Origin of the sequence: Mesobacillus maritimus, from assembly GCF_023715205.1 — a bacterium.
GTDB classification, from domain to species: Bacteria; Bacillota; Bacilli; order Bacillales; family Cytobacillaceae; genus Mesobacillus_B; species Mesobacillus_B maritimus_C.
In genome coordinates, this window is the sequence record NZ_JAMBNR010000015.1 from 118483 (window position 1) to 130675 (window position 12193).

The following is a 12193-nucleotide window of genomic DNA, read 5'->3' on the forward strand; positions in this document are numbered from 1 at the left end:
AAGATACACTTCCTATATTACAATGTCAACAAGACACCCTTCCACAAACTAGTTTTATCCTTATTATATATTACGCTAGATCAATTCCCCTTAAGCAGAATACAAGAAGGGAAAACTACCCATAACTCCCTTGAAATTGTATTTGACAGGCTAGTATCCTCGACATACACTTTATATTGTAAGGAAGATTTACTAGTTGTTTTGGTTATCCTTTTGACAAAAATAAGTATTATTGATACTATTGTATAGTTTGTTTACAATCATTAATTATAGATAAGGGAGAGAATAGGAAAATGCAAACACCTCTTCAACCTGGTTCTTCCCCAATAGCAAGTGACCAAGGAATTCAAAAGTGGTGGCAACTGACACGTCCCCATACTTTAACCGCTGCATTTGCACCAGTTCTACTTGGGACTGCACTCGCTATTGAGGTAACATCCATTAATATACCGCTATTTTTAGCAACATTAATTGCTTGTTTGCTAATTCAAGCAGCTACAAACATGTTTAATGAGTATTATGATTATAAGCGAGGTCTTGATACTGAAGAATCAATCGGTATTGGTGGGGCTATTGTACGAAACGGTATCAAGCCGGATACGGTAATGAGGTTAGCTCTCATTCTATACGGTATTTCAATCTTAATCGGGATTTATATCTGTATGAATACAAGCTGGTGGCTTGCTGTTATTGGACTTGTTGGAATGCTTGTTGGCTATCTTTATACCGGCGGACCTCTCCCAATTGCATATACACCTTTTGGCGAGTTATTTGCTGGCTTTTTCATGGGACTTTTATTTATTGTTATTTCCTTTTACATTCAAACAGGGACTGTTACAACTACTAGCGTATTGGTCTCCATTCCGAGTTTTATTTTAGTAGGTGCCATTTTATTATCAAATAATATTCGTGATTTTGATGGGGATAAGGATTTTGGCCGGAAAACATTGGCAATCCTCGTTGGAAAGAAAAATGCAGTTCGAGTATTAGCAGGAATGTTTATCGTTTCTTATATTTGGATTCTTGCGCTCATCATAACTGGTGTAACAACACCATGGCTAGCTGTTGTTGCTTTAAGTCTACCTAAACCCATTACAGCTGTTAAGGTCTTTAAAACAGGGAAAAACCCTCTTGAAATGATGCCTGCTATGAAAGCTACAGCTCAAACGAATACATTTTTCGCTTTGTTACTATCAGTCGGATTTTTTATTAGTTATCTGTAAAACAAACCAAAAGCCTCTGCTTCCTTGCAGAGGCTTTTCATCTTTATTCTTTATAGCCCTATCACTCAAAATGATCCGTTCTCTACTTAAATGGTTGTATATTCCAAATTTCTTGTGCATATTCTCGAATCGTTCGATCACTCGAGAAAAATCCTGATTTAGCAACATTCACTAAGCTTTTTTCTAGCCACTCACGACGATTGCCATATTCATTCCCGATTCTTTCTTGAATATTGGCATACGAAGCAAAATCTTTTAAAACAAAGTATTGGTCGTTATGATCTAACAGCGATTCATATATAGCCGTAAACTCCCCATCCGTTTCAGGGAAAAAGTCATTGACTAGCTGATTAATGACTTCCTGTATTCGCCGGTCATTCTGGTAAATTTCTCGAGAATAATATCCACCATAATTTTGATAATTTAGGACGTCTTGAGCCGTTAACCCAAAAAGAAATACATTCTCTTCTCCAACAAGCTCTGTAATTTCTACATTTGCTCCATCAAGCGTTCCTACCGTTAAGGCCCCGTTCATCATAAATTTCATATTTCCAGTTCCTGAAGCTTCTTTGCTGGCAGTTGAGATTTGCTCACTTACATCAGCTGCTGGAAATATTTTTTCTGCTAGTGACACTCGGTAATTTTCGAGAAAAACTACCTTTAACTTATCATTTACATCATGGTCGTGATTCACTTTATCGGCTACCGTATTGATTAGCTTTATCACTTTTTTAGCGAAGTAATATCCTGGAGAGGCTTTCGCACCAAATATAAAGGTCCTAGGATAGTACGGCAAACTAGGGTCCTTCTTCAAACGATTATACATGTACATGATATGGAGCACGTTCAACAGCTGTCGTTTATATGCATGCAATCTTTTTACCTGAACATCAAAGATTGAATTTGGGTCAACAGCAATCCCATTTTTCTCATATATAATCTTGGAAAGAATTTGTTTATTCTCCGTCTTTATTTTCCCGAATTCAGCTAAGAAAGCATCATCCTGCTTAAAGCGAAGAAGGTCTTCTAATTTAGTTGTGTCTTTAATCCAGCTCCCTCCAATTGCTTCCGTAATCAACTTAGCGAGCTTCGGATTAGCCTTATTTAACCAACGCCGATGAGTGATGCCGTTTGTTTTGTTGTTAAAGCGTTCGGGATAAATTTGATAATAAGCATTCATTTCTCTTTCCTTAAGGATTTCTGTATGAAGTTTAGCTACCCCATTAATACTATGTGTTCCAACAATAGCCAGCGGCGCCATTTTCACTTCCCCATGGGCGATTACAGCCATATTTTCAATTCGGTCCCAATCCCCTGGATAAAGATCCCACAATTTCTGGCAAAATCGCTCATTAATTTCTTCAATAATCATAAAAATCCTAGGAAGTAATGGCTGAAAAATCCGAATTGGCCAGCGTTCCAAGGCCTCGGATAAAGTTGTATGATTTGTATAAGACAACGTGTTGACCGTAATATGCCATGCCTCTTCCCACCCAAATCCTTCTTCATCGATGAGGATTCTCATTAATTCGGGAACGGCTAAAGCTGGGTGAGTATCATTAATATGAATACCGATATTCTGATGAAATTCTGACAAGCTCTGCTTCTGTTTTTTATACTCCGTAACAATGGAATGCAAACTTGCAGCAACTAATAAATATTGTTGTTTTAACCTGAGAATTTTCCCCTCATCATGAGTATCATCTGGATAGAGGAATTCAGAAATGGCCTCTGTTTCTTGTTTATATTTTAAATGATCAATATTATGCGAAAAACGGGAAGGCTCTGCACTCCACAAGCGCAGAGTATTTACTGTTTCCGTCTCATGACCAATGACTGGAAGATCATACGGAACAGCCGTGACAACCTCAGCATCTTGATGCCGGAATTTTAGCTTACCATTTTCATCGTAACTCTCCACCTGACCCCAAAAACGGATATCAACCGAATCATCCGCTCTTCTAACTTCCCAAACATGCCCGTGCCTCAACCACTGTTCTGGGAGTTCGACTTGGTAACCTTCAATGATTTTCTGTTCAAATAACCCATGTTTATAGCGAATACCACACCCATGTCCCGGAAGATTTAAAGTCGCGAGCGAATCTAAAAAACATGCTGCTAACCGACCTAACCCCCCGTTTCCAAGGCCGGCATCAGCCTCAATCTCTTCAAGCTCCTCAAGGTCAATTCCTAGCTCATTGAGTCCCTCCGTTACAATCTCTTCAATTCCAAGATTCATTAAATTATGGCGTAACAGCCGCCCTAATAAAAACTCAATGGATAGATAATAGATTTGCTTCTTTCCTTCCTGACGATAAAGGTCTCCTGTTTGAATCCAATTTGCACTAACATATTCCCGAATCATTAGACCTAAGGTTTGAAACTGTTCTCGTTTCGTACTTTCAGTGAATATGGTTCCAAATGTCATTTCAAGTTTTTTTAAATACGCTTCCTTAAACTCAAGTTTATTGGCAAACATAAACACTCTCCTTGGTTAGGTCAGCGTATAATTGCTGATAAATTTTAGCAGACTGCGCCCAACTAAAATCAAGCTGCATAACGTGCTCCACTAACTGATTCCATTGTTTAGGATCTTTAAAGTATTCCAGCGCTCTTTCTATGGTATACAACATGTCATGTGCATTGAAATTCGTAAACGTAAAACCATTTCCTGTCCCAACTTCTCCATTATAGGATTTGACTGTGTCATTCAAACCACCGGTCTCCCTTACGATTGGGATGGAACCATAACGAAGCGCAATCAGCTGGCTAAGCCCGCAAGGTTCAAATTTTGATGGCATGAGGAAGAAATCAGATCCAGCGTAAACCCGATGTGCGAGTCCCTCATCAAACCCAATAAAAACCTTACACTGATTGTAATATTGAATCGACATTTGACTGAAGAAATACTCAAACTCTCTTTCACCGGTTCCAAGAACAATTAACTGTGCACCTGTATCCATGATTTCATGGAAAACGCCTCTAACAAGTTCTAAACCTTTTTGTTTCGTTAATCTCGTAACCATCGCAATCAGTGGAATTTCTTTATCTTGTGGCAAGCCAAACTGTTTTTGAAGTTCTAGTTTATTAAGTAGATGAGCTTCTGTATCTGTCCCATCATATTGACTGGCAATTAGAGTATCTGTTTTTGGATTATACATTTCATAATCAATGCCATTTAAAATTCCCACTAAATCAGCTTCCCGACTTCTCAGCACACCGTCCATTTTTTCGCCAAAGTAAACAGTTTGAATTTCATTCATATAGGTCGGGCTGACTGTAGTAATTTTATCAGCAGTTAGTAGCGCAGCTTTCATAAATGAAACATTTCCATAGAATTCGAGCAACTCAGTTCGACACTCCTGTGCATTGAGCCCAAACAAGTCTCCTAGAATGTCATAAGGGAAGATACCTTGGAATTGCAAATTATGAATCGTAAAAACTGTTTGAATGGTATTATAACCATCACGTTCACGATATTGTTCTTGTAATAAAAATGGAACCATCCCTGTATGCCAATCGTGACAGTGGATCACATCTGGATAAAAATCAATTTCACTTATACTTTCAAGAATCGCCCTATTAAAATAAGCGAATTGCTCTCCTTCATCAAAGTCCCCATACATTTGCCTACGTTTGAAATAATACTCATTGTCTATGAAATAATAAGTTACCCCGTCTAGCTCAAGCATATCAATTCCACAATATTGGTTACGCCAGCCAACTGGGACAATAAATTCAGCGATTTTTTTCATTTTTTTCTTATACTCATCTGGGATGAGTTGATATTTTGGTAGAATGACGCGAACATCCATACCAAGAGAATTCAATTCTTTAGGAAGAGAGCCGGCAACATCTGCAAGCCCACCGGATTTGACAAATGGTACACATTCTGATACAGCAAACAATATTTTCACGAACTTACACACTCTCCCTTTACGATTGAACCTTTCCGTAATATCTTCGGAACCTGCTCTGTCCCAATAATCGTTGTACCTTGTTCAATTTTTACGTCTTTGTCTAAGATTACATGCTCTAACACACAGTTTTCTTGGATGACTGTTTTTTGCATGATAATGCTGTTCTTCACTACCGCTCCTTTCGCAATATGCACACCGCGAGCGATAATGCTATTTTCAACCGTACCTTCGATTTGAGCACCATTAGCAATCATTGAATTAAAAACAACCGCTGAACTCGTATATCGAGTCGGTGGCTCATCTTTTACCTTTGTTAAAATAGGGCGCTCTTGTAAAAATAACTTTTCCCAAATCTCTCGGTTTAGTAACTCCATACTAGCAGCATAGTAAGTACTGATGGAATCAACCGTTAGAGCGTAACCTTCATACGAATAATGACAAACACGGTAAGGACTGTTTAAATCCGTCACAACATCTTTCATATTCAAGTAACCTGTTTCTTTTCTAGTATGAATCAAATCTAATAATAAAGAGGTTTTTACCAGAAAAAGATTGATAGACCTGCCGTTTTTTTGTACTTCTGTAATATCACAATTGCTATCAATATGCCAATCAAGGAGTGGCGAGAAATCCATATTGAAAATGGTGTTTGCATTCGAGATTAAGCAGTACTCTTGCGTACTCCTAGTTAAGAAATCCATATTCTCAGCAAAATGTTCAAATGAATTTATACCAAAAATAGGTTTATCAAGCCTTGGAGAAGGGAAGAAGAATAATCCATCCCGCTTTCGATTTAGGTCCCAGTTTTTACCTGAGCCTAAATGATCCATTAAGGAACGGTATTGAAATTTCGGAAAAATTGCAACGCTCTGGATACCCGAATTCACCATATTTGACAAGATAAAATCGATTAGACGATAACGACCACCAAATGGGATGGCTGCAACTGATCGATGAGAGGTTAATTCTTCTAGGTCCTCTATATGTGTTGTAGCATCGATTACACCTAATAAATGTTTATTCACTTTATATATCACTCCCAAACTAGTTAGTTATCATTTCTTCTAGCATCTCATCAGAAACTAGAAGAATTTCGCCTTCTTCTTTTGGGCGAATAACAGAACCTGCAGTTATTTTTACTCCAGAAGAAACAATCGCATTCTCAATGTAGCAACCTTTTTCAATGATGGCATCCGGCATAATAACAGAGTCTTTAATGACTGAATCTTTTCCAATTGATACGCCTTGAAACACGACAGTCCTAATAACATTCCCTTCAATTGTACAACCCTCATTGACTAGTGAATTCGTGATAATGGCGTCCTTGCTAATATATTGAGGGGGTTGATTTGGATTAACCGAATATATTCGCCAACTTTGATCAAATAAATCTAGTTCATTGTTATCATCTAACAAATCCATATTTGCCTCCCAAAGGCTTTGCACAGTCCCAACGTCTTTCCAATATCCTTTAAATGGGTATGCAAAAAGATCCTTTTGATCCTGAAGCATTTTTGGTAATATATCTTTGCCAAAATCATGGCTAGAATTAGGATTCTGTTCATCCATTAGGAGATACGCCTCAAGTACTTTCCAATTAAAGATATAAATCCCCATCGAAGCTAAATTGCTTTTTGGTTCCTTAGGTTTTTCATCAAACTCAACAACTTGATGATTGTTATCTGTATTCAGAATTCCAAAGCGATTTGCTTCCTCCCAAGGAACTTGAACAACGGATACCGTTGCATCGGCCCCTTTTTGTATATGATAATCCAACATTAATTCATAGTTCATTTTATAAATATGATCTCCAGATAGAATCAGGACATATTCAGGATCATATTGTTGGAGATAATTGAGATTTTGAAAAATTGCACTTGCTGTACCGGTATACCACTTCATTTCTGTTGATGCAGTATAGGGAGGGAGTACTGTAACCCCTCCATCCTTCCGATCCAAATCCCACGCACTACCAATCCCAATATAGGAATTTAAAATAAGAGGTTGATATTGAGTTAACACACCAACGGTATCTATACCTGAGTTTGTGCAGTTACTTAATGGAAAATCAATAATCCGATATTTCCCGCCAAAGGGAACAGCAGGCTTTGCAAGGTTTTTTGTTAACGAATTCAATCTACTTCCCTGTCCTCCTGCTAGTAGCATTGCGACGATCTTTTGCTTTTTCTTTTGCATTTATTACCTTCCCCTTTCTCTTTTTAACCGGTCGAAATATGGATATCCCAAACGGAGCAAGTGAAAATTCAATAGAATAAGGATGTCCATGAAACTCAATCTCTTCGGTCACGATTGGTCGTTTATTTATAACCCCAGAGCCTCCAAATTCAGCACTATCACTATTTAGGATTTCTCGGTAAGTTTTCAGTTGTGGTACCCCGATTCGATACTTTGGATATGCAATAGGCGTAAAATTACAAATGATGATTAGAAAATCATCATCCTTTGAACCTTTTCGGATGAAGGAGAAGACAGATTGATGATGATTATTTGCGTCAATCCATTCAAAACCCTCATAAGAATCATCGACTTCATAGAGTGGCTTATTCAGTTTATAAACTTTTAACAAAGCTTTTACGAAATCATTTAGTTTCTCATGCATCTCATAATCAAGTAAATGCCAATCTACCTGTTCTCGGTCTTTCCATTCTGCAAATTGCCCAAGTTCTGTTCCCATAAAGGTGAGCATTTTCCCAGGGTGGGCTGCCATGTAACCTAATAACAACCTTAGCTGGGCAAACTTCTGCCAGTAGTCCCCAGGCATTTTGTTTAGCAGTGATTTTTTTCCATGTACGACCTCATCGTGAGAAAACGGTAAAATGAAGGATTCTGAAAAGGCATAAAGCAAGGAGAAGGTTACTTTATCATGGTGTTGACTTCTCTCTAAAGCAGGTGTTTCCATGTACGTCAACATGTCATTCATCCAACCCATATTCCATTTATACGTAAAACCTAGTCCACCATCCTCAACAGGTGTAGTGACCTTTGGCCACTCTGTAGAATCCTCTGCAATAATCAGAACACTTGGAAACTCCCTCGTAATCGTGCTATTTAATTTTTTCAAAAAACTAACACCATAGGGATTTACTTCCTGATTGGAGTTTGGCCAATAAATAATATTCGCCACTGCATCAATACGGAAACCATCAATATGATATTTTTCAATCCAAAACAACGCATTTGAAATCAGATAACTATGTACTTCTGTTTTTCCAAGATCAAAATTTGCTGTTCCCCATACTTCGTTTTCACGGTCTCTTTCATTTTGGTAATCATAAACAAAACTGCCATCAAAACAATAAAGGCCATGTTCGTCCTTACAGAAATGTCCTGGAACCCAATCGAGAATGACACCAATTCCATTCTGGTGGCATTGGTCAATTAAGTACATAAAATCATGGGGTGTACCAAAACGACTCGTAACAGAATAGTAGCCAGTACCTTGGTATCCCCAGGAAATGTCGAGCGGATGCTCAGTTAGAGGCAATACTTCAATATGAGTGTATCCATGTGATAAGACATAGGGGATTAATTCCTGAGCAAGTTGTCTGTAGGTTAGAAGTGAACCATCCTCAGCAAGTTTCCATGAACCAAGATGGACCTCATAAATCGCCATTGGTTGAGTACGTCTATGAGTATTATCCCTAGTATTCAGCCAGCGACGATCGCTCCACTCGTAATCTTCTAACGAGTAAACAATTGATGCTGTATTCGGTCGTTTTTCCGAGTGGAAGGCATATGGGTCAGACTTTAACCTGGACTGTCCGTTTGCCTGTATGATTTCATACTTGTATATAGATCCTGATAGATCTTCCTCTACATATAAAAACCAGACACCTTCATTATTCATTCTCGTAAATCTGTAGTCTTCACCATTCCAATTATTAAAATCCCCAACCACTCTTACCTCGCTTGCGGAAGGAGCCCATACACAAAAACGCGTGTAAATACCTATTTGTTCATCATTTAAGATATGTGCTCCAAATAAATCATAGCTCTTAAACAATGAACCTTCGTGGAATAAGTGCAGTTGAAAATCAGTTGGATGTGTATACACCCACCTCACCTGCCTTCTTTATCTTTTTCAATCTTATTCTAGATTTTAAACAAAATACCTTGTGAACACTTTGTAAACTGTTCGTCATCATTCGACACACAAAAAACGGTACCGCTTCCAATGCTTTTGCAATAAGATAACGAAAGAAAAAAATGTCGGAAAGTTTTTCAAAGAGAAAATAAAATACTTGTAAAAAGGGCCGTTTACTTGAATTTAGGGATAAAGGAAAAGAGTAGTTTGAAAAATAAATAAGAAGAAAAAGGAGTAGTTGATTAATCTTAGACGGGAATAGTTTTTCAAAAAGTTTAAAAACTGAAAAAAAGTCTCACCAAACACTTAGACATACGAAAATGCAATTGATTGTTATGTTCCGGTTTAAACACAACAAAAAAGCTGTAGACGATGTCTACAGCTTTTTATGACCCGTACGGGATTCGAACCCGTGTTACCGCCGTGAAAGGGCGGTGTCTTAACCGCTTGACCAACGGGCCAGATGGCGGAGAAGGAGGGATTTGAACCCTCGCGCCGGTTGCCCGACCTACACCCTTAGCAGGGGCGCCTCTTCAGCCACTTGAGTACTTCCCCATATAAATGGCTCCGCAGGTAGGATTCGAACCTACGACCGTTCGGTTAACAGCCGAATGCTCTACCACTGAGCTACTGCGGAACAAATGGTGGGCCTAAGTGGACTCGAACCACCGACCTCACGCTTATCAGGCGTGCGCTCTAACCAGCTGAGCTATAGGCCCATAATAATGGAGCGGGTGATGGGAATCGAACCCACTACATCAGCTTGGAAGGCTGAGGTTTTACCAGTAAACTACACCCGCATTATCCTAAAAGGATAAAGATGGCTCAGGACGGAATCGAACCGCCGACACATGGATTTTCAGTCCATTGCTCTACCGACTGAGCTACTGAGCCAAAAAAATATTTATATGGCGGTCCGGACGGGACTCGAACCCGCGACCTCCTGCGTGACAGGCAGGCATTCTAACCAACTGAACTACCGGACCATATTTACCTTGCCTTAAAAAAATTGGTTGCGGGGGCAGGATTTGAACCTGCGACCTTCGGGTTATGAGCCCGACGAGCTACCGGACTGCTCCACCCCGCGATAATATTATTTTACATAGATTTGTTCATGCTCTATGTTAGCACTAACTGTCCCGGTCTCAGAAAGCTTAATCAAGTAGAAGCTCGATCGGTACAACTCGCAGTTGTTTCAATGAAGTAACGCTCGTTGCTCCACCCCGCGATAATGTTATTACGAAAAAATATATGGCGGAGGAAGAGGGATTCGAACCCCCGCGCGGTTTAACCCGCCTGTCGGTTTTCAAGACCGATCCCTTCAGCCAGACTTGGGTATTCCTCCGTGATAAATATAATGGTGGACCTTGTAGGACTCGAACCTACGACCGGACGGTTATGAGCCGTCTGCTCTAACCAGCTGAGCTAAAGGTCCATGAATATATATGGTAGCGGCGGAGGGGATCGAACCCCCGACCTTACGGGTATGAACCGTACGCTCTAGCCAGCTGAGCTACACCGCCATATTAGCATCTTTAATTATTAAAATGGTGGAGCCTAGCGGGATCGAACCGCTGACCTCCTGCGTGCAAAGCAGGCGCTCTCCCAGCTGAGCTAAGGCCCCATTTTATAATGGTCGGGAAGACAGGATTCGAACCTGCGACCCCTTGGTCCCAAACCAAGTGCTCTACCAAGCTGAGCTACTTCCCGTTTTTATGGCGCGCCCGAGAGGAGTCGAACCCCTAACCTTTTGATCCGTAGTCAAACGCTCTATCCAATTGAGCTACGGGCGCAAGATTCTATTTAGTTAGTAAATAAAGAATAGATTTATCTTTATTGTTACTATCTTGATTTAAAGGATGATTTTTTTCACTTCCGTGAAAAAATCATGGTGCCGAGGACCGGAATCGAACCGGTACGGTAGTCACCTACCGCAGGATTTTAAGTCCTGTGCGTCTGCCAGTTCCGCCACCCCGGCAATTCAATGGAGCGGAAGACGGGATTCGAACCCGCGACCCCAACCTTGGCAAGGTTGTATTCTACCACTGAACTACTTCCGCATATAGGATACATTGTTTTTACAGTACAATGAATGATGATTATTTTTGCTATCGCAAAAAAATCTTGGTGCGGGTGAAGGGAGTCGAACCCCCACGCCTTGCGGCGCTAGATCCTAAGTCTAGTGCGTCTGCCAATTCCGCCACACCCGCATACTATTGGAAGTTATTTTCGCTAGCGCGATTTAAAGGTTGATTATTTTCACTTACGTGAAAAAATCATGGTGAGCCATGAAGGACTCGAACCTTCGACCCTCTGATTAAAAGTCAGATGCTCTACCAACTGAGCTAATGGCTCGTACAAAATGGTGCCGGCCAGAGGACTTGAACCCCCAACCTACTGATTACAAGTCAGTTGCTCTACCAATTGAGCTAGGCCGGCAAAGATTATTTCCACTTTGTGAAAAAATTATGGTGGAGGATGACGGGCTCGAACCGCCGACCCTCTGCTTGTAAGGCAGATGCTCTCCCAGCTGAGCTAATCCTCCATTATCCAAAGCCTGGCAGCGTCCTACTCTCACAGGGGGAATCCCCCAACTACCATTGGCGCTGAGAAGCTTAACTTCCGTGTTCGGCATGGGAACGAGTGTGACCTTCTCGCTATCGCTACCAGACATTTTTTAAAGACATATATTATTATAATATCTTTTTTCATTTTTGCAAGAGAATTTTTTTATTCCCTCAAAACTAGATAATGTTTGTAAGAAGAAAAGTAAGTTGAGTATCGTTGTCCAGCTCCGGCTCCTAGCCTCTGCTTTTCGTTTTGGTTAAGTCCTCGATCGATTAGTATCAGTCAGCTCCACACGTCACCGCGCTTCCACCTCTGACCTATCAACCTGATCATCTTTCAGGGATCTTACTTAGCTAATGCTAAAAGGAAATCTCATC

6 protein-coding genes, 20 tRNA genes and 2 rRNA genes are annotated in these 12193 nt (G+C 40.1%); 1 reads left to right on the top strand and 27 read right to left on the bottom strand.

Annotated elements, in window-relative coordinates:
* Positions 1-293 precede the first annotated feature (293 nt).
* Positions 294-1223, top strand: coding sequence for a 1,4-dihydroxy-2-naphthoate polyprenyltransferase (locus M3182_RS19890; RefSeq protein WP_251431997.1), 930 nt, complete (start codon positions 294-296; stop codon positions 1221-1223).
* A gap of 82 nt (positions 1224-1305) precedes the next feature.
* Here the strand turns inward: M3182_RS19890 and M3182_RS19895 are convergent, their stop codons facing one another.
* The 27 genes from M3182_RS19895 to M3182_RS20025 form a co-directional block, all read right to left on the bottom strand.
* On the bottom strand, positions 1306-3702 hold the full coding sequence (locus tag M3182_RS19895) for a glycogen/starch/alpha-glucan phosphorylase (RefSeq protein WP_251559765.1): 2397 nt from the start codon (positions 3700-3702) through the stop codon (positions 1306-1308).
* A complete protein-coding gene (gene glgA, locus M3182_RS19900) occupies positions 3689-5140 on the bottom strand; it encodes a glycogen synthase GlgA (RefSeq protein ID WP_251559767.1) in 1452 nt (483 codons plus the stop codon). Before glgA ends, M3182_RS19895 begins: the two co-directional genes overlap by 14 nt.
* A complete protein-coding gene (locus M3182_RS19905) occupies positions 5137-6168 on the bottom strand; it encodes a GlgC family sugar phosphate nucleotidyltransferase (protein ID WP_251559769.1) in 1032 nt (343 codons plus the stop codon). The genes glgA and M3182_RS19905 overlap by 4 nt, the downstream gene beginning before the upstream one ends.
* A gap of 19 nt (positions 6169-6187) precedes the next feature.
* Positions 6188-7339: a glucose-1-phosphate adenylyltransferase gene (locus M3182_RS19910; RefSeq protein WP_251432011.1), complete on the bottom strand. Its 1152-nt coding sequence runs from the start codon at positions 7337-7339 to the stop codon at positions 6188-6190.
* Entirely contained in the window at positions 7281-9218 is a 1938-nt protein-coding gene (gene glgB, locus M3182_RS19915) for a 1,4-alpha-glucan branching enzyme (RefSeq protein ID WP_251432014.1), read from the bottom strand. Before glgB ends, M3182_RS19910 begins: the two co-directional genes overlap by 59 nt.
* Before the next feature lie 419 nt (positions 9219-9637).
* Positions 9638-9709 (bottom strand) — tRNA-Glu (locus M3182_RS19920).
* A 3-nt stretch (positions 9710-9712) separates the two neighbouring features.
* Positions 9713-9803 (bottom strand) — tRNA-Ser (locus tag M3182_RS19925).
* A gap of 7 nt (positions 9804-9810) precedes the next feature.
* Positions 9811-9885, bottom strand: a tRNA-Asn gene (locus M3182_RS19930).
* 5 nt (positions 9886-9890) lie between these two features.
* Positions 9891-9967 (bottom strand) — tRNA-Ile (locus tag M3182_RS19935).
* 7 nt (positions 9968-9974) lie between these two features.
* Positions 9975-10048 (bottom strand) — tRNA-Gly (locus M3182_RS19940).
* Positions 10049-10069: 21 nt separating this feature from the next.
* Positions 10070-10142, bottom strand: a tRNA-Phe gene (locus M3182_RS19945).
* Between the two features lie 15 nt (positions 10143-10157).
* Positions 10158-10234: transfer RNA gene (locus tag M3182_RS19950), tRNA-Asp, on the bottom strand.
* 24 nt (positions 10235-10258) lie between these two features.
* Positions 10259-10335, bottom strand: a tRNA-Met gene (locus M3182_RS19955).
* Positions 10336-10500: 165 nt separating this feature from the next.
* Positions 10501-10593: transfer RNA gene (locus M3182_RS19960), tRNA-Ser, on the bottom strand.
* Positions 10594-10606: 13 nt separating this feature from the next.
* A tRNA-Ile gene (locus M3182_RS19965) sits at positions 10607-10683 on the bottom strand.
* Positions 10684-10694: 11 nt separating this feature from the next.
* Positions 10695-10771, bottom strand: a tRNA-Met gene (locus M3182_RS19970).
* 25 nt (positions 10772-10796) lie between these two features.
* Positions 10797-10872: transfer RNA gene (locus M3182_RS19975), tRNA-Ala, on the bottom strand.
* 9 nt (positions 10873-10881) lie between these two features.
* A tRNA-Pro gene (locus M3182_RS19980) sits at positions 10882-10958 on the bottom strand.
* 6 nt (positions 10959-10964) lie between these two features.
* Positions 10965-11041, bottom strand: a tRNA-Arg gene (locus M3182_RS19985).
* A 96-nt stretch (positions 11042-11137) separates the two neighbouring features.
* A tRNA-Leu gene (locus M3182_RS19990) sits at positions 11138-11226 on the bottom strand.
* A gap of 7 nt (positions 11227-11233) precedes the next feature.
* A tRNA-Gly gene (locus tag M3182_RS19995) sits at positions 11234-11308 on the bottom strand.
* A 65-nt stretch (positions 11309-11373) separates the two neighbouring features.
* Positions 11374-11458, bottom strand: a tRNA-Leu gene (locus tag M3182_RS20000).
* 69 nt (positions 11459-11527) lie between these two features.
* A tRNA-Lys gene (locus M3182_RS20005) sits at positions 11528-11603 on the bottom strand.
* Positions 11604-11611: 8 nt separating this feature from the next.
* Positions 11612-11687: transfer RNA gene (locus M3182_RS20010), tRNA-Thr, on the bottom strand.
* 30 nt (positions 11688-11717) lie between these two features.
* Positions 11718-11793: transfer RNA gene (locus M3182_RS20015), tRNA-Val, on the bottom strand.
* A gap of 10 nt (positions 11794-11803) precedes the next feature.
* Positions 11804-11919: ribosomal RNA gene (gene rrf / locus M3182_RS20020) — 5S ribosomal RNA — on the bottom strand.
* 149 nt (positions 11920-12068) lie between these two features.
* Positions 12069-12193, bottom strand: a 23S ribosomal RNA gene (locus M3182_RS20025); the annotation flags it as partial.

Bases quoted from the DNA above. Each gene is read 5' to 3' on its own strand.
- M3182_RS19895 (WP_251559765.1), bottom strand. From the start codon at position 3,702: ATGTTTGCCAATAAACTTGAGTTTAAGGAAGCGTATTTAAAAAAACTT.
- M3182_RS19890 (WP_251431997.1), top strand. From the start codon at position 294: ATGCAAACACCTCTTCAACCTGGTTCTTCCCCAATAGCAAGTGACCAA.
- M3182_RS19910 (WP_251432011.1), bottom strand. From the start codon at position 7,339: ATGCAAAAGAAAAAGCAAAAGATCGTCGCAATGCTACTAGCAGGAGGA.